Origin of the sequence: Acidovorax soli (genome assembly GCF_014207955.1) — a bacterium.
GTDB classification, from domain to species: Bacteria; Pseudomonadota; Gammaproteobacteria; order Burkholderiales; family Burkholderiaceae_C; genus Acidovorax; species Acidovorax soli_A.
On record NZ_JACHLK010000004.1, the window covers coordinates 157771 to 174936 of the forward strand.

Sequence of the window (17166 nt, forward strand, 5' to 3'; positions counted from 1 at the left end):
GGAAGAGGGGGCCGAGGGTTCAGGCCCGAAGGATCTGCGCCATGCGCTCGCCGATGACCACACAGGGCATCATGGTGTTGCCGGTGGTCACCGTGGGCATGATGGAACCGTCGGCCACGCGCAGGCGGTCGATGCCGCGCACGCGCAATTGCGCGTCCACCACGGCCAGCGGGTCGCGGCCCATGCGGCAGGTGCCGACCTCGTGGAAGTAGGTGCCGGCCGCGTTGCGGATGAAGTTCTCCAGGTCCGCACCCTTGAGCGGGCCGGGCATGACCTCGCGCTTCACGAACTCGCGCATCTCGCGCGCATTGCCGATCTCGCGGCACAGCTCCACGCCGCGCACCAGGGCCTTGAGGTCGGCGGGGTGCGAGAGGAAGTTGGCGTCGATGACCACGCCATCGGCCGGCTTGTTCGAGCGCACCGTGAGCCGGCCGCGGCTCTGGGGCTTGACCAGCCCCGGGGCGATGGACCAGGCGTGCTCGGCCATCGGGAACTGCTGGCTGGTCACCTCGTTGGCGTAGGGGATCTCGATCTGGAAGGGCTGCAGGTCGGGCGTGGGCAGGCTGGCGTCGCTCTTCCAGAAGAAGGTGCATTCGGCCGCGTTGTTGCGCGGGGGAATGGCCTTGGGGTACTCCCAGATGCAGCCCGCCAGCAGCAGGTGGTCGTGGTAGTTGCGGCCCACGCCGGGCAGGTGGTGCGCCACGGGGATGTCCTTGGCCTTGAGTTCGGCCTCGTCGCCAATGCCTGAGTGCATGAGGATGCGCGGCGTGTTCACCGCGCCCGTCGAGAGGATCACCTCGCGCCGCGCGCGGATGCGGCGCAGCCCGCCCTGGTGCAGCAGCTCGATGCCCTCGGCGCTGCGGCCTTGGAGCAGCACGCGCTGCACCTCGGCACCGGTCAGCACCGTGAGGTTGGGCCGGGACATGGCCGGGTACAGGTAGGTGCGCGCCACGCCGTGGCGGCGCCCGTCCTTGATGGTGGTGTTGGCGATGGCGCAGCCGCCCGGGCCCTCCATCATGCGGCCGTTGTGGTCGGCAAAGCTGGGGATGCCCACGCCGCGCGCGGCCTCCACCATGGCCGGGGCGATAGGGTTCGGGTCCTTGGCGGGTTGCACCCAGAAGATGCCGCCGTGGCCGCGCCACGCTGGGTCGGGCGCGCCCTGCCAGTCCTCGATGGACTTGTACAGTGCCAGCACGCTGCGGTAGGACCAGGCGTCGTCGTCCGCCTCGCGCGCCCAGTGGTCGAAGTCGTTCTGGTGGCCGCGCACATAGGCCATGGCGTTGATCGCGCTGCCGCCGCCCAGCGCCTTGCCCATGGGCTGGGCCACCACACGGTTGTTGAGGTGGGCGTTGGGCGTGGTGGCGAACGACCAGTCCAGCGGCGTGCCCAGGTTGGTGAACCACACGCCGGGGTCGTTCACCGAGTCCACGTCGTCGCTGCCGCCGGCTTCGATCAGCAGCACGCGCAGCGTGGGGTCTTGCGTGAGCCGGTGCGCCACCACGCAGCCGGCGCTGCCCGCGCCGCAGACGATGTAGTCGTATTCGTCGGTGAGCGCGCGGTTCAGCGCGCGCTGGTTGTCGCGCACGGCCACGGCCTTGTCGGCCATGGTGCAGGCCGCCGTCATCGAAACGCCGGCCGCCAGCGCCCAGCGCATGAAGCTGCGCCGGTCGGTGCGGCCGCGTGCCAGGGCCATCTCGGCGGCGTCGATGGCATCGCCGTGGGCCAGGTCGGGTGGGGAGGATTGATCGGATGGGTACATGCGTGCTGTCTCCTGCTTTCTGGTTCCTGCTGACCGCGGGCGCGGTGCAGGGAAAGTCTAGGAAGACGCTCGCAGCGCGGCGAGCTCAGGGCAAACCCGCAGGGAAAGTGTTCCGAATCGGAACAGCTACGACTTGCGCTGCAGGTGGCGGTAGATCACACCGCGCGATACGCCCAGCGCCCGGGCCGCGCGCGCCACCTTGCCGCCCGCGGCCTGCAGCGCCTGCGCGATGCTGTCGGCCTGGGCTTCTTCCAGCGTGCGTGGGGCGGCGCTGCGGGCGGGGGGCTCTTCTGCCGGGGGCGTTGTGCAGGTGGCTGCCACCGGGGTGAGCGCGCCCGCGCCATCGCGTGCCTGCAGGCGCGCGCCGCACCAGGCGGTGAGCCCGTTGGGCAGGCACAGCGCATGCGGGCCGGGGTGCCGCGCCAGGGCCACGAGCGCATGCAGTGGTTGGCCAAACACTTCCAGCGCGGGCAGGCCCCGCTGCGCCCCCGTGAGGCGGGCGGCCGTGGCATTGGTCCAGCGCACCATGCCGCCACCATCGATGCCGGCCAGGGCCTCCAGCGGCGTGCCCAACAGGGCCGGGTCGGCATGGAAGGCCAGCACCAGCAGGTCGTCGGACTGCAGCTGCAGCAGCCGGTTCTCGATGCCGCGCGCGTACGAGGCGATCAGCGCATAGGCGTCGAAGCCAAAGCCCCGCCCCTCCACCGAGAGGTCGAGCACACCAGCCAGTTGCCCGTCCACGCCGCGGATGGGCGCGGCCGCGCACTGGATGCCCAGGATGGCTTCGTTGAAATGCTCGTTGGCCAGCACCGAGCAGCCCTTGCCCGTGGCGCTCACGATGCCCGGCGCCGTGGTGCCCAGTGACGCCTCCGAGAGGTCCATGCCCAGGCGGGCCAGGGCCGGCAGGGCTGATTCGGCGGCGCAGGGCGTGCGCTGGCCGGTGCAGACGATCACGCCCTGGGCATTGGTCAGCAAGAGCTGGCTGGGCGTGCCTGCCAGCGCCTGCTCCAGCTGCGCCAGGGCCGGCGATGCTGCGGCGCGCAGCAGGCGGCTGTGGCGCAGGGCGGCATCGGTGCGCAGTGCACTCAGCGGCTCGGCCTCGATGCGGTCGCGTGTGCGCTTGCCGGCCGCGTTGCAGCGCGACCACGATTGCAGCACCGCCTCGTTCACCAGGCCGGTGGGCTGTTCGCCTTCTTCGAAGAAGCGCTCGCGCGCGAGTGCAGCGCGCTGTGCCGGCGTAGAGAAGAAAAGCTGCGTGGGCGGGCCGGGGTGGGTCATGGCCGGGCCGCCTGGTGCTCAGGCGCGCTGCGCTGTGATGAAGTCCGTGGCCGCAGCGATCACCGCGTCGGGCCGGTCGCGGTGCGGCGAATGGCCGCAGGCGGGCAGCTCCAGCAGCGCGGTGCCCGGCACCCGGCGCGCGATGCCGCGGATCTGCTCCAGCGTGCCGTACTCGTCGCCCACGCCCTGGATGGCGAGCACCGGCGCGCGGATGGCGGCGATCTCGGCCTCGATGTTCCACTGCCGAAAGGGCGGGTGCAGCCAGATGCGGTTCCAACCCCAGAAGGCCGAGTCCGCATCGTCGTGGTAGCGGCCAAGTTTGGCGGGCAGATCGGTGCTTCGATAGGCATCGCGCGCGATCTCGATGTTGGCGATGGTCACGTCCTCCACGAAGATGTGCGGCGCCATCAGCACCAGGCCGCGCACGGCATCCGGGAAGCGCGCCGCATACAGCAGCGCAATGGAGCCGCCGTCGCTGTGGCCCAGCAGCCAGGGCGCCTCGGCGATGCCGAGCGCCTCGAAGAAGGCGGGCAGCACCTCGTGCGCCTGGCGGTGCATGAAATCCACGTCCCAGGTTTCATCGGCTGCGCGCGGGGTGGATCGGCCATAGGCCGGGCGCGAGAACACCAGGCCGCGCACGCCGGCGGCGGCGCATAGGCGCTCGGGAAAGTCCTTCCACATCGCCACCGAGCCCAGGCCCTCGTGCAGGAAGACGAGCAACGGCGCATCGCGGCGCTCGGGCGCGATCCACTGGTGCTCGACGCGCACCGTGCGGCCGCGCCATTCGATGCTGGCGAATTCCGTGGAGGGAGAAGATGCCTGTGCGGTCACGCGCGGGCCTCCTTCTCGCGCAGGCGAAAGCGCTGGATCTTGCCGGTGGCGGTCTTGGGCAGCTCCTCGATGAACTCGATGAAGCGCGGGTACTTGTAGGCCGCCAGGCGCTCCTTCACGAAGGCCTGGAGCGCCTGGGCGTCGGCCTGCTGGCCCGGCTTGAGCACCACGTAGGCCTTGGTCTTGGTCAGGCCCTCGCCGTCCTGCACGCCGATCACGGCGGACTCGAGCACGGCGGGGTGCTGCATCAGCGTGGCCTCCACCTCGAAGGGCGAGACATAGATGCCGCTGACCTTGAGCATGTCGTCGCTGCGGCCGGCATAGGTGTAGTAGCCCTCGGTGTCGCGTGTGTACTTGTCGCCGCTCTTGGTCCAGCCGCCCTGGAAGGTCTCGCGCGACTTCTCGCGGTTGGCCCAGTACATCAGCGCCGCGCTCGGGCCGCGGATGTACAGGTCGCCCACCTCGCCGTCGGCCACGGGGCGGCCGTCCTCGCCGCGCAGCTCCACCTCGTAGCCCTCCACGGGCTTGCCGGTGGTGCCGTAGCGCACGTCGCCCGGGCGGTTGGAGATGAAGATGTGCAGCATCTCGGTGGAGCCGATGCCGTCGATGATCTCGCAGCCGAAGCGCTCCTTGAAGCGTTGGGCGATCTCGCCCGGAAGGGCCTCGCCGGCCGACGAACACATGCGCAGCGCCACGGCCTCGCGTGCCGGCAGCGCGGGCGAGGCCAGCATGCCGGCAAAGCCCGTGGGCGCGCCGAAGAACACCGTGGGGCGGTGCTGCGTCCAGCGGCGGAAGGTGGCGTCGGGCGTGGGCCGCTCGGCCATCAGCACCACGGTGGCCCCCACCGAGAGCGGGAAGGTCAGCGCATTGCCCAGGCCGTAGGCGAAGTACATCTTGGCGGCCGAGAAGCACACATCGTCTTCCGTCAGGCCGAGCACGGGCTTGCCGTAGAGCTCGGCCGTCCACCACAGGTTGGCATGGGTGTGCACCGTGCCCTTGGGCTTGCCTGTGGAGCCCGAGGAATAGAGCCAGAAGCCCGGGTCGTCCGCCGCGGTGTTGACCGGTGCGGCCAGCGGCGTGGCGCCGGCCAGCGCGGCCTCGAAGTCCTGCGCCCCCTCGGGCAGCGGCCCGGTGGGCTGCGAGACAAGCAGGGTGCGCACCTCGTGCGGGGTGCGGCCCATGGCGTCCTGCAGCACCGCCAGCAGGGCGCCCGATACGATGACCGCCTGGCCGCGGCTGTGGTCCAGCATGTAGGCGTAGTCGTCGGCCGTGAGCAGGGTGTTCACCGCCACCGGCACCACGCCCGCAACCAGGCAGCCCAGGAAGGCCACGGGCCAGTCGCTGCTGTCGTGCATGAGCAGCAGCACGCGTTCTTCGCGGTGAACGCCAGCGGCGGTGAGGGCTGCGGCCAGGCGCCGGGCCCGGTCTTCGAGCGCGCCGTAGGCCAGGCTGCCGCGGTCGTCGATGTAGGCGGTGCGCTCTGCGCGCGCTGCATTCAGGGTGAACAGGTGCTGGGCAAAATTGAATCGTGGGGGCAGGCTCATGGTGGTGTCTCCTTTGGCCCTCTCGGGTCGGGTGCGCGCTTGGTGTCGCATCTGTGGTGGTATGTGGTATCAGTTATTCATTGCGCTACGCGCCACCCTCGACGCATGAAACTGGCGCGGCCAAGGCCAGTGCTCCCGTGCAAGGGCCGCCGAGCCGCAAAGGCGGCGCTTCGCTTGCGTGCACCGGGAGCGTCCCCCTCCCGACTCGCGCAGCGAGTCGAGAGAGGGGCTGAGGGCCGCGGCTCCAAGCCTGCCTGCGCAGGCTTGGACGTGCCCGAAGAGCGGCCGGCTCTGACGGACGCACGGAGGCGCGAAGCGACTCAGGGGGTGTTTCACTTCAGAGTCCCAGCGCAGCGAGCACGCCGGGGCTGGCCTGCACGGCCGTACGCTGGTGGTAGAAGGCGAGTGCGCGCAGGCCGCCCAGTTCGGCGCCGCCGCCCGCGCGGCCCGGGCCGCCGTGCTGCGACATGGGCATCACATTGCCGTGGCCGCTGTGCGCCTGCGCCACGTCGGGCGTGACCACGTGCACGCGGCCATGGCTGGCGGCCACGGCCAGTGCGGTCTGTGCCAGGGCGGTTTCGTCGCTGCCATAGAGCGAGGTGACCAGCGACCCCTGGCCCCGGTGGGCGAGGGCGATGGCATGCGCGCTGTCGCGGTAGGGCAGCAGCGTGGCCACGGGGCCGAAGACCTCCACGTCGTGCACCGCCTGCGCGGCATCGGCATCGCGCGCGCCCAGCAGCACGGGGCCGATGCAGGCGGCCACGGCGGGGTCGGCATCCACCAGCGGGCGGTCGCGTCCGTCGTACAGCACCTGGGCATGGGCCTGCAGCGTGGCCAGGCCTTCACGCACCGAGGCCAGCTGGGCCCGGCTGACCAGCGCGCCCATGCGCACGCTGTCATTGCGCGGGTTGCCCACGCTGATGCCGGCGAGCTTGGCGCCGATGGCCTCGGCCGCGGCGTCGTACACCGCGGCCGGCACCAGGATGCGGCGGATCGCCGTGCACTTCTGGCCCGATTTCACGGTCATCTCGCGCACCACCTCACGCACCAGCAGGTCGAAGGCCTCGCTGCCCGGGGCCTCGCCCGGCAGCAGCAGGGCGCTGTTGAGGCTGTCGGCCTCGATGTTGGCGCGCACCGAGCGCTGGGCCACGGCAGGGTGCGAGCGGATGATCCCCGCCGTCTCGGCCGAACCGGTGAATGACACCACGTCGAAGGGTTGCAACTGGTCCATGAGCCCGGCCGAGCTTCCGGCAATGACCGACAGCGCGCCTGCGGGCAGCACGCCGGCATCCACCACATCCTTGACCATGCGCTGGGTGAGCCAGGCGGTGGCCGTGGCGGGCTTGGCGATGACCGGTACGCCCGAGAGCAGGGCCGGCGCAGCCTTCTCCCACAGACCCCAGGAGGGGAAGTTGAAGGCATTGATGCACAGCGCCACGCCCTGCGTGGGCACCGAGAGGTGCTGCGACTGGAAGGCCGGGTCCTTGCCCAGCCGGGCCGCATCGCCGTCGCGCAGCGCGCGCACATCGCCCAACGCGTCGCCCCATTTGGCGTACTGGCCCAGGGTGAAGATGGCGCCGTCGATGTCCACGCCCGAGTCGTTCTTCACCGTGCCCGCATTGGCGGTGGCGATCTCGTAGTAGGCATCGCGGTTGGCGAGCAGCACCTTGACGATGGCGGCCAGCAGCGCGGCGCGCTCGCGGTAGGTCAGCGCGCGCAGGGCCGCGCCGCCTTGCTGGCGCGCAAAGCTGAAGGCCTCGGCCAGGTCGAGCCCGGTGGAATCCACGCGCACCAGTGCGTGGCCCAGCACGGGGTCGAACAGCGGCGTGCCGTTGCCGGTGCCCGCCTGCCAGCGGCCGGCGGCGTAGTTGGTAAGAAGTTCGGTCATACAGTTAGATGGAGAAGAATGCGGTTATCGGTTGTCCAACACGTTGTGCATCGCTTGCGGCACACGAAACTGGCGCGGCCGAAGCCAGTGCCCCCGTGCAAGGGCCGCCCCGCCGCACTGGGGGCGTCCCCTCCCGACTCGCGCAGCGAGTCGAGAGAGGGGTGAAGGCGCGAAGCGACTCAGGGGGTGTTTCATTTGCTGAACTGGATCTGGCCCTCGGGGAGCAAATAGAGCACCAAGGCGCGGCCCTGGGCCACTGTCGGCCTGTGGGCGGTGCCGGGGCCATAGACGCACCAGCCTGCCGGCCGGCCATCGAAGGTGGCGCTGCTGCCCTCGATGGGCATGATCAGGTCGATCTCGCCATTCGGGTGCGTGTGGTGCGGGCCGGCCAGGTCCTGCATGTCGACCACGTCCACCGAGAAGCGGTGCAACGCATCCTCGGCCTTGAAGACCCGGCCGTACTTGATGCCACCGCCCTCGCGCTCGCACAGCCAGCCCTCGGCCACGCCGGCCAGGCAGGCGCTGCGCAGCTGTTCATAGGTGGCGCTGCCTGCGCCGTGGGCGGCGTTGAGCCAGCGGTCCAGCGCCGCGTCGAGCGGACGGCCGTCGATCTGCGCGGTAAGGTCGGCGAGCAGGGCATGGAAGGCTTCTTGGCTGGCGGGGCGGGTCGTCGTTGTCATCGTGGCGGGCTCTCTTGGAAGCTGGCTGGGGCTGTGGCGTGTTCACGGCCTTGGGCCAATGATGGCCTTGCGGTATCGTGAAACGTGCAGTATCTTGCGTGTAACTGAACGATAAACTTCGATGTGACGTTAGTCAAGCACTATAGTGCATATATTTGGACGCTGCCCCGGCAGGCACAATCCAATGGAGTGAACAAGGACGCGCATGAATGAGCAAGACGACGCAGTGCTGGCCACTGCGCCCACCGACGGCAATGGCGCTGCAGCGCCGGGCGGCGAAGCCCGCAACCCGCTGCTGACGGCGCTGGGCGAGCGCGTGCGCAACCTGCGCGCGCAGCGCGGGCTCACGCGCAAGGCCGTGGCCCTTGCGGCCGACGTGTCCGAGCGCCACCTGGCCAACCTGGAATACGGCACGGGCAATGCCTCCATCCTGGTGCTGCAGCAGGTGGCGGGTGCCTTGCACTGCTCCCTGGCCGAGCTGGTGGGGGACGTCACGACCAGTTCGCCCGAATGGCTGCTGATCCGCGAGCTGCTCGAAAACCGCAGCGAGGCCGACCTGCGCCGCGTGCGCATCGCCCTGGGCGAGCTGCTCGGCACGGCCTCGGTCGACCCGGCGCGGCACACGCGCATCGCCCTCATCGGCCTGCGCGGTGCGGGCAAGTCCACCCTGGGCCAGATGCTCGCGGACGACTTGGACGTGCCCTTCGTGGAGCTGAGCCGCGAGATCGAGAAGCTCGCGGGCTGCAGTGTGCGCGAAATCCACGACCTCTATGGCACCAACGCCTACCGCCGCTACGAGCGCCGCGCGCTCGAAGAGACCATCCAGATCTACAGCGAGGTGGTGATCGCCACCCCGGGCGGCATCGTCTCCGACCCCGCCACCTTCAATGAGCTGCTGGCCCACTGCACCACGGTCTGGCTGCAGGCCGCGCCCGAGGAGCACATGGGCCGCGTGGCCGCGCAGGGCGACACCCGCCCCATGGCTGCCAGCAAGGAGGCCATGGACGACCTGCGCCGCATTCTGAGCGGTCGCGCGGCCTTCTATTCCAAGGCCGATCTCTCGGTGGACACCAGTGGCAAGAGCCTGGCCCAAGCCTTCCAAGGATTGCGCTCGGTAGCCAAGCAGTCGATGAGCGCCTCCTGAGCGCCTGACCCCGCTCTCGGCGGGGACCCGTCACACCTTTCGCAACGAAAAAAGCAGTCCAGGCATTGACGCGTCCGTAAACATGCATCATGATGCATGTTATCGAAATCAAAAGCTGCATTATTTTTCTTGTTTTGAGGTTTGCAGCCGCCCCCCGGCCCCACAGGAGACATGCCATGACCGCCACCACCACCAGCGCCCCGGCGCGCGTCGACTACCGCACCGAACCCGGCCAGTACCGCCACTGGTCGCTCAGCGTCGAGGGCGCCATTGCGCGCCTGTCGCTCAACATCGCCGAGGACGGTGGCATCCGCCCCGGCTACAAGCTCAAGCTCAACAGCTACGACCTGGGCGTGGACATCGAGCTCAACGACGCGCTCAACCGCGTGCGCTTCGAGCACCCCGGCGTGCGCAGCGTGGTCGTCACCAGCGGCAAGGACCGCATCTTCTGCTCGGGCGCCAACATCTTCATGCTGGGTGTCTCCAGCCACGCCTGGAAGGTGAACTTCTGCAAGTTCACCAACGAGACGCGCAACGGCATCGAGGATTCGTCGAAGCACTCGGGCCTCAAGTTCCTCGCCGCCGTCAACGGCGCCTGCGCCGGCGGCGGCTACGAGCTGGCCCTGGCCTGCGACGAGATCCTGCTGGTGGACGACCGCTCGTCCGCCGTCTCCCTGCCCGAGGTGCCCCTCTTGGGCGTGCTGCCCGGCACCGGGGGCCTGACGCGCGTGACCGACAAGCGCCACGTGCGCCACGACCTGGCCGACATCTTCTGCACCAGCGTGGAAGGCGTGCGCGGCCAGCGCGCGGTGGACTGGCGCCTGGTGGATGCCGTGGCCAAGCCGGCCCAGTTCGCCGCCGCCGTGCAGGACCGCGCCGTGCAGCTGGCCGCGGGCAGCGACCGCCCGGCCGACGCCCAGGGCGTGGCCCTGACCCGCCTGGAGCGCGAAGACGGTGCCGACAGCCTGGGTTACTCGCATGTGCAGGTGCAGATCGACCGCGCCAAGCGCACGGCCACCCTGACCGTGAAGGCCCCCACGGGTGCGCAGCCGGCCGACATCGCCGCCATCGAGGCGGCCGGCACGGCCTGGTGGCCGCTGGCCCTGGCGCGTGAGCTCGACGACGCCATCCTCAACCTGCGCACCAACGAACTCGACATCGGCACCTGGCTGCTCAAGACCGAGGGCGACGCCAAGGCCGTGCTCGCCTCCGATGCCGTGATGCTGGCGCACAAGGACCACTGGCTGGTGCGCGAGACCATCGGCGCGCTGCGCCGCACGCTGGCGCGGCTGGACGTGTCCTCGCGCACGCTGTTCGCCGTGGTGCAGGAGGGTTCGTGCTTCGCCGGCACGCTGGCCGAGCTGGCCTTTGCGGCCGACCGCACCTACATGCTGGCCCTGCCCGACGATGCCGAGCGCGCACCGAAACTGGTGCTCAACGAATTCAACTTCGGCTTCTTCCCCATGGTCAACGACCAGAGCCGCCTGCAGCGCCGCTTCTACGAAGAGGCCGCGCCGCTGGACGCCGCGCGCGCCGCGGCCGGCAAGCCGCTCGACGCCGACGAGGCCCTGGCCCTGGGCCTGGTGACCGCCGCGCCTGACGACATCGACTGGGACGACGAGCTGCGCATGGCCATCGAGGAACGCGCCGCCATGTCGCCCGACGCCCTGACCGGCCTGGAAGCCAACCTGCGCTTTGCCAGCAAGGAGAACATGGCCACGCGCATCTTCGGCCGGCTCACCGCCTGGCAGAACTGGATCTTCAACCGCCCCAACGCCGTGGGCGACAAGGGCGCGCTCAAGGTCTATGGCACCGGCGAAAAGGCCGGCTTCGACTTGAACCGCGTCTGACCCGCCGCCCCCACCATCCAAGGAGACCTCCATGAGCACCATCAACTACAGCGAGAAGATCCCCAACAACGTCAACCTGAGCGAAGACCGCACGCTGCAGCGCGCGCTCGAAGGCTGGCAGCCCAACTTCATCAACTGGTGGGACGACGTGGGCCCCGAGGGTTCGACCAACCACGAGGTCTACCTGCGCACCGCCGTGAGCGTGGACCCGCAGGGCTGGGCCCAGTTCGGCCATGTGAAGATGCGCGACTACCGCTGGGGCATCTTCCTGAACCCGGGCGACGCCAACCGCGAGATCCACTTCGGCGACCACAAGGGCGAGAAGGCCTGGCAGGACGTGCCCGGCGAGCACCGCGCCAACCTGCGCCGCATCATCGTGACGCAGGGCGATACCGAGCCCGCTTCGGTCGAGCAGCAGCGCCACCTGGGCCTCACGGCGCCCAGCATGTACGACCTGCGCAACCTGTTCCAGATCAACGTGGAAGAGGGCCGCCACCTGTGGGCCATGGTCTACCTGCTGCACAAGCACTTCGGCCGCGACGGCCGCGAAGAGGCCGAGGCCCTGCTGCAGCGCACCTCGGGCGACGAGAACAACCCGCGCATCCTGGGGGCCTTCAACGAGGCCACGCCCGACTGGCTGGCGTTCTTCATGTTCACCTACTTCACGGACCGCGACGGCAAGTTCCAGCTCTCGGCCCTGGCCGAAAGCGCCTTCGACCCGCTGGCGCGCACCACCAAATTCATGCTGACCGAAGAGGCGCACCACATGTTCGTGGGCGAGAGCGGCGTCTCGCGCGTGCTCACGCGCACCGCCCAGGTCATGAACGAGCTCAAGACCGACGACCCGCAGAAGATCCGCGCCGCCGGCGCCATCGACCTGGGCACGGTGCAGCGCTACCTGAACTTCCACTACAGCGTCACCATCGACCTGTTCGGTGCCGACCAGTCGAGCAACGCCGCCATCTTCTACAGCTCGGGCCTCAAGGGCCGCTACGAGGAAGGCAAGCGCACCGACGACCATGTGCTCAAGGGCCAGACCTACAAGGTGCTGGAGGTCAAGGACGGCCAGCTCGTCGAGAAGGACGTGCCCATGCTCAACGCGCTCAACGAGGTACTGCGCGACGACTTCATCAAGGACTCGGTGGCCGGCGTGGGCCGCTGGAACAAGGTGCTGGAAAAAGCCGGCATCCCCACCCGCCTGGTGGTGCCGCACAAGGCCTTCAACCGCCAGATCGGTGCGCTCGCGGGCATCAAGATGTCGCCCGAGGGCCGTGTGGTGAACGACATGGAATGGGCCGCCAAGAAGAACGAGTGGCTGCCCAGCGCCGAGGATTTTGCCTTCGTCGCCTCGCTCATGGGCCGTGTGGTCGAGCCCGGAAAGTTCGCTGGCTGGATCGCGCCGCCGGTCATGGGCATCAACCGCCAGCCGGTCGACTTCGAATACGTGCGTTTCGGCTGATGGACAAAGCAGCGCCCTCGGCGTATGAACGAGGGCAGCAGGGACGGCGGCCGGCCCCACGAGCACGAAAGGCCCCGTCCCGACCCCCGCGCCTGCGGGGGTGACACAGGAGAACTACATGGACATGGCCGTTGAAGCCGGGGTCATCAAGCAGCACCTGATCGACCCGGAAATCTGCATCCGCTGCAACACCTGCGAGGCGACCTGCCCCGTCAACGCGATCACGCACGACGACAACAACTACGTTGTGCGCGCTGACGTCTGCAATGGCTGCATGGCCTGCATCTCGCCCTGCCCCACGGGCTCCATCGACAACTGGCGCACCATGCCCCTGGTGCGCGCCTATTCCATCGAGGAACAGCTGACCTGGGAGTCCCTGCCCGCCGAGCTCAGCCCCGAAGAACTGGCGGCGGCTGGTGTCGATGGCGATACGGCAGAGGCCCCTGTTGCCGTGCCGGCTGTGGCCACGACCGAGCCCGGCGTGCAGCCCCAGCCTCCCATGCACCGGGGCGCCACCGTGCCGCCCTGGTCGGCCGCGCACGCCTACACCAACCTCTACCCGCCCAAGTCGCCCACCACGGCCACCGTGGTCGGCAATTTCAACTGCACCGAGGCTGGGTTCGAGAGCGAGACGCACCATGTGGTGCTGGACTTCGGCAGCCTGCCCTTCCCCGTGCTCGAAGGCCAGTCCATCGGCATCATTCCCCCGGGCGCCGATGCCCTGGGCAAGCGCCACCATGCGCGCCAGTACTCGATCGCCAGCGCGCGCAATGGCGAGCGGCCGGGCTACAACAACTTGGCGCTCACCGTGAAGCGCGTCACCTCCGACCACGACGGCAACCCCGTGCGCGGCGTCGCGTCCAACTACGTCTGCGACCTCAAGGTGGGCGACAAGGTGGAGGTGGTGGGCCCGTTCGGCCACTCCTTCCTCATGCCCAACCACCCCAAATCGCATGTGGTGATGATCTGCACCGGCACGGGCAGCGCGCCCATGCGCGCCATGACCGAGTGGCGCCGGCGCCTGCGCAAGAGCGGCAAGTTCGAGGGCGGCAAGCTCATGCTGTTCTTTGGCGCGCGCACCCAGCAGGAGCTACCCTACTTCGGCCCGCTGCAAAGCCTGCCCAAGGACTTCATCGACATCAACCTGGCGTTCTCGCGCACGCCGGGCCAGCCCCGGCGCTATGTGCAGGACCTGATGCGCGAGCGCGCCCCCGATCTGGCCGAACTGCTGCGCGACGGCAACAGCCACTTCTATGTCTGCGGCCTCAAGAGCATGGAAGAGGGCGTGGTGCTGGCCTTGCGCGATGTGGCGGCCGAGGCCGGCCTGGACTGGGAGGCGCTGGCAAGCACCCTGGCGCGCGAAGGGCGCCTGCACCTGGAGACTTACTAGCCTCCGGTCAGGCTGGCCAGGCCTTCCTGCCGCAGCAGTTCCTCGTACCACTGCTGGTAGCCCGCGCTGCTCGGGTGCAGGCCGTCGGCGGCATGGAGCGCGTCGGCGCGCTGCACGAACGGGTCCTGCGCGCGCGGCTTGAGCAGGCGGATGTAGCGCACGCCGCTCTCCAGCGCCACCGCCTGCGCGGTGGCATGCAGGCGCTTGGAGCGGCCCTCCAGAAACCACGAGACGGGTGGCATGAACAGCGGCGCATGGCCGACATTGCCGCAGGGCATGAGCACCACCTGCTTGCCGCGCGCCTTGGCCGTGCGGATGGCCTGTTCCATATGGCCGTGCAACTGCTGTTCTGAAGTCAGCCGGATCACATCGTTGCCACCCGCGAGCACCAGCACCAGGTCGTACCCGGGACGCGCTTGCTCCAGCTGGGCCTGCACGTCCTCGAATTTGGCGCCGTTGCGGGCCAGGTTGTCGATCTGCCAGCGCGGGTGGGCGGCACCGATGCGCCCCGCCAGGCTGTCTTCGGGGCGCGCCGCGCCCGTGCCCACGGCCGTGCTGTCGCCGACCACGAGGATGCGCCGCTCGGGCTGGGCCGGCTGGGCTGCGTAGGGGCGTGATGCCTTGGCCAGGTCCGAGGCCGTCATCAGGCGCCAGGGCGCACAACCCGTGAGCAACAGGGCCCCGGCCGCCACGGCGGCCAAAGTCCACCAGCGGGGCCGCAGGGCATGGAAGGTGGAGTGGCGCAGCGTGGGCATGGGGCGGTGGTGCAGGCGACAGGGGTCGATACTGCAGAGTACGTGCCCGTGCCGGCACTGGATGTCGGCCGCATGAACGCCTGCGCGTAGGACGCTGGCTGCGTCCCCCGGTGTGCGCAGGGCCTACTTCTTGAACACCACGGCATCCAGCCCCATGCGCTGGATGGTCTGCGCGGCCGTGTCGGCCTCGGCCTTGGTCGCGAAGGGGCCCACGCGCACGCGGATGCGCGGGCCCTTGGCGCTTTCCAGTGGCTGGCGGAAGGCCGGCAGGCCCTCGTTGAGCAGGCGCGACTGGGTCTTGCGCGCATTGGCCTCTTCGGCGAACAGGCCCACATTGATGTAGAAGCCCGAGGCACTGCCCACCATGGCGAGTTCGGGGTCGCTGGCGGCCGAGGCGGCCGGACTGGCCGGGGCAGGGGCCGGACGGGCGGGCTTGCTCGCCGCCGGGGTGCTGGGCGTGGCCTTGGAGGCGGGGGCTGCCGGGGCGCTGGGCCTGGTCTTGGCTGGCGGGGCCGAGGCCGCTGGAGCGGGCGCCGGGGCCGGCTTGCTGGCCGCTACCGGGGGCGTGGCGGCCTTGGAGGCCGGGGGCGCTGGCGTGGTGGCTGCGGGGGCCTTGGCGGCAGCGACCGGGGCAGGCGCGCTGGGCGCAGCCTGGGCCGCGGGTGGATTGGCCGCCGGGTTGCGCGTTGCGGGTGCCGAGGCCGCCGGTGGTGTTGGGGGGGCGGGCGCAGGTGCGGGCGCTGGAGCCGGTGCCTGGGCGCTTGCGGTGGCGGCCGGCGCTGCGGCCTCGGGGGCTGCGGTGTCGCTGGCCGGGGCAGCGGGCGCGGCCGGTGTGGATGCCGCACCGCGCAGCACCGATACGGCCGCCAGGCCCGAGGTGGGTACGGCCGCGGACGCCGTGGCTGCGGGGGGCTGGGCCGTGGTGGCCTCCGTGCCGGTGGCACCCGGCGGGAACAGCAGGTAGGCGAGCACGGCCGTGGCCACCACGACCACATGCCCGATGATCACCGCGCTCAGCCGCTGGCGCGAGCTGGCCTGGCGCTCCAGCAGCGCCGCGGCTTCGGGCACGGTGCGCGAGGCCGAGAGGGCGCGTGCAATGCGCTTGCGGATCTCGGTGTGCAGCACTGCGTTGGCGAACAGCCCCGGCACGGCGCAGCTGAACAGCACGATGGCGGCCAGGAGGCCCCATTCCACCTGCGGCGGCAGGTGCAGGAACTGGCGGCCCAGGCCGAACACCAGCAGCGCCAGCCCCTCGGCGGCGGCCACATAGACCAGGGCCGCGCCCCAGAGCTGGCGAAACACCAGCCAGCTCAGCGTGCACAGTGCGGCCGGCCAGTTCCAGGTGGTGGTGGTGCGCCCCGCATCGTCGAAGCGCGCAAAGACCGGCAGGTAGTGCTCGGTGTTGACGGGGCCCAGGGCCACGCGGTACAGCGCCGTCATGGCATTGTCCGACGGGGAGTCCAGCGACATGGGTGCGATGGCGTTGGCAGGGTCCAGTGTCAAGGGCATGCCCGATTCTGGCATGGGCTGCGGCCCCTGTGAAAGAGGGAAGTGGCCGCGGGATTGGCAGTTCAAAGACCGATCAAGCGCCGCCCCTGACCATGGCCATGACCTTGGCGGCATCCAGGGTCGCAGCCTTCTCGCGGATCTGCGGCAGGTACTGCGTCTGCAGGTCCTTGGCCGGGCCGAGCAGGTTCTGGAAGCTCTCGCGCAGCACGGCGGTGCTCATCACGCGGCCGCCCGCGTAGTAGCGTTTGGCCACCTGGCCCAGGGCATAGGTGGTGGCGAACGAGAAGGCCATGCCCGTGGCCGCCTGGCCGATGCCGCCAATGGTGCGGCCCGCGACCTTGCCCAGCAGGCCGCCGAGCAGCTTGCGGCCGAACTGCTCGATGTACTGCGAGGCCATGCCCACGCCGGCCGCCGCGATGAAGTCCTTGATGTGGCCCTGGTCCAGCTCCACGCCATGCGCCTTGCCCACGGCGTAGACCATCTTCACCTGCAGGGGGATGATGGCCATCGACGCCCAGGACTGCGGCAGCAGCTCCAGCGCGCCGCACAGCAGCGCGTAGTTCAGGATGCTCTTGTCCAGCTCGGCGTCCGGCACCTGCGGCACATTGCGCACGGGCAAGGCCGCCGCTGCGGCGGCGGCCGCCGTGCCCGCAGCCACGGGGGCCAGGCCCCGGGCAATGGGCGCGGCGCGTTCGGCCACTTCCACCAGCGCATCGGCCTGCTGCTCGAAGGCCGCGGTGTCGCCGTCGCCCAGTTGCAGCCAGCCCTTGAGCTGCGCGAGGAAGGCGCGCTCGGTATCGGTCTGGCGCCCGTCCACATCGCAGACGCAGACCGCCATTTCATAGGCCAGCTGGCGCAGGCCCGGCTCGGCCAGGGCCCGGGCGGCGGCCTCGGCGCTGGTGCGCTGCAGCAGCACGTCCTGCACCAGGCGCGGCAGGTCGATGGCGGGCGCGTCCTGGGCCAGCGATTGGGCAATGCGCCGGATCTCCTCGCGCTCGCTGTCGCCCTTGTGGCCGTCGGCAAAGGCGGCGAACAGGGCGATGGTGAGAATGGCTTGTTGCTGGTCGAGTTGCATGGAG

At 70.0% G+C, this 17166-nt stretch carries 13 protein-coding genes; 4 read left to right on the top strand and 9 right to left on the bottom strand.

Going from position 1 to position 17166, the window contains the following annotated elements; translation table 11 throughout:
- Positions 1 to 19: 19 nt before the first annotated feature.
- The 6 genes from HNP48_RS12420 to HNP48_RS12445 all read right to left on the bottom strand — a co-directional run bounded on the left by HNP48_RS12420 (position 20) and on the right by HNP48_RS12445 (position 7980).
- Positions 20 to 1759 (bottom strand): GMC family oxidoreductase, encoded by a 1740-nt coding sequence (locus tag HNP48_RS12420; protein WP_184857251.1) that lies wholly within the window; start codon positions 1757 to 1759, stop codon positions 20 to 22.
- A 126-nt stretch (positions 1760 to 1885) separates the two neighbouring features.
- On the bottom strand, positions 1886 to 3037 hold the full coding sequence (locus HNP48_RS12425; RefSeq protein ID WP_184857252.1) for a helix-turn-helix domain-containing protein: 1152 nt from the start codon (positions 3035 to 3037) through the stop codon (positions 1886 to 1888).
- An 18-nt stretch (positions 3038 to 3055) separates the two neighbouring features.
- A complete protein-coding gene (locus tag HNP48_RS12430; RefSeq protein WP_184857253.1) occupies positions 3056 to 3868 on the bottom strand; it encodes an alpha/beta fold hydrolase in 813 nt (270 codons plus the stop codon).
- Complete coding sequence (locus HNP48_RS12435; protein ID WP_184857254.1) at positions 3865 to 5412, bottom strand: benzoate-CoA ligase family protein; 1548 nt, start codon at positions 5410 to 5412, stop codon at positions 3865 to 3867. Before HNP48_RS12435 ends, HNP48_RS12430 begins: the two co-directional genes overlap by 4 nt.
- Before the next feature lie 337 nt (positions 5413 to 5749).
- A complete protein-coding gene (locus HNP48_RS12440) occupies positions 5750 to 7300 on the bottom strand; it encodes a 3,4-dehydroadipyl-CoA semialdehyde dehydrogenase (protein WP_184857255.1) in 1551 nt (516 codons plus the stop codon).
- 191 nt (positions 7301 to 7491) lie between these two features.
- A complete protein-coding gene (locus tag HNP48_RS12445; protein ID WP_184857256.1) occupies positions 7492 to 7980 on the bottom strand; it encodes a DUF4863 family protein in 489 nt (162 codons plus the stop codon).
- Between the two features lie 205 nt (positions 7981 to 8185).
- Between HNP48_RS12445 and HNP48_RS12450 the strand changes: the two genes are divergently transcribed.
- From HNP48_RS12450 to boxA, 4 genes are all read left to right on the top strand, one after another.
- On the top strand, positions 8186 to 9124 hold the full coding sequence (locus HNP48_RS12450) for a helix-turn-helix transcriptional regulator (protein WP_184857257.1): 939 nt from the start codon (positions 8186 to 8188) through the stop codon (positions 9122 to 9124).
- A gap of 176 nt (positions 9125 to 9300) precedes the next feature.
- Positions 9301 to 10974: a 2,3-epoxybenzoyl-CoA dihydrolase gene (boxC, locus tag HNP48_RS12455; protein WP_184857258.1), complete on the top strand. Its 1674-nt coding sequence runs from the start codon at positions 9301 to 9303 to the stop codon at positions 10972 to 10974.
- A 31-nt stretch (positions 10975 to 11005) separates the two neighbouring features.
- Positions 11006 to 12433, top strand: a complete 1428-nt coding sequence (boxB, locus tag HNP48_RS12460; RefSeq protein WP_184857259.1) for a benzoyl-CoA 2,3-epoxidase subunit BoxB — start codon at positions 11006 to 11008, stop codon at positions 12431 to 12433.
- Between the two features lie 118 nt (positions 12434 to 12551).
- Positions 12552 to 13823, top strand: coding sequence for a benzoyl-CoA 2,3-epoxidase subunit BoxA (boxA, locus tag HNP48_RS12465; protein ID WP_184857260.1), 1272 nt, complete (start codon positions 12552 to 12554; stop codon positions 13821 to 13823).
- Here the strand turns inward: boxA and HNP48_RS12470 are convergent.
- The 3 genes from HNP48_RS12470 to HNP48_RS12480 form a co-directional block, all read right to left on the bottom strand.
- Positions 13820 to 14578 (bottom strand): SGNH/GDSL hydrolase family protein, encoded by a 759-nt coding sequence (locus HNP48_RS12470; RefSeq protein WP_184857261.1) that lies wholly within the window; start codon positions 14576 to 14578, stop codon positions 13820 to 13822. The genes boxA and HNP48_RS12470 overlap by 4 nt on opposite strands.
- A 123-nt stretch (positions 14579 to 14701) precedes the next feature.
- Positions 14702 to 16087 carry an SPOR domain-containing protein gene (locus tag HNP48_RS12475; RefSeq protein ID WP_260420214.1) on the bottom strand — a complete coding sequence of 462 codons (1386 nt, stop codon included), beginning with the start codon at positions 16085 to 16087 and terminating at the stop codon, positions 14702 to 14704.
- Between the two features lie 73 nt (positions 16088 to 16160).
- Positions 16161 to 17162 carry a YcjF family protein gene (locus HNP48_RS12480; RefSeq protein WP_184857263.1) on the bottom strand — a complete coding sequence of 334 codons (1002 nt, stop codon included), beginning with the start codon at positions 17160 to 17162 and terminating at the stop codon, positions 16161 to 16163.
- Positions 17163 to 17166: the final 4 nt, after the last annotated feature.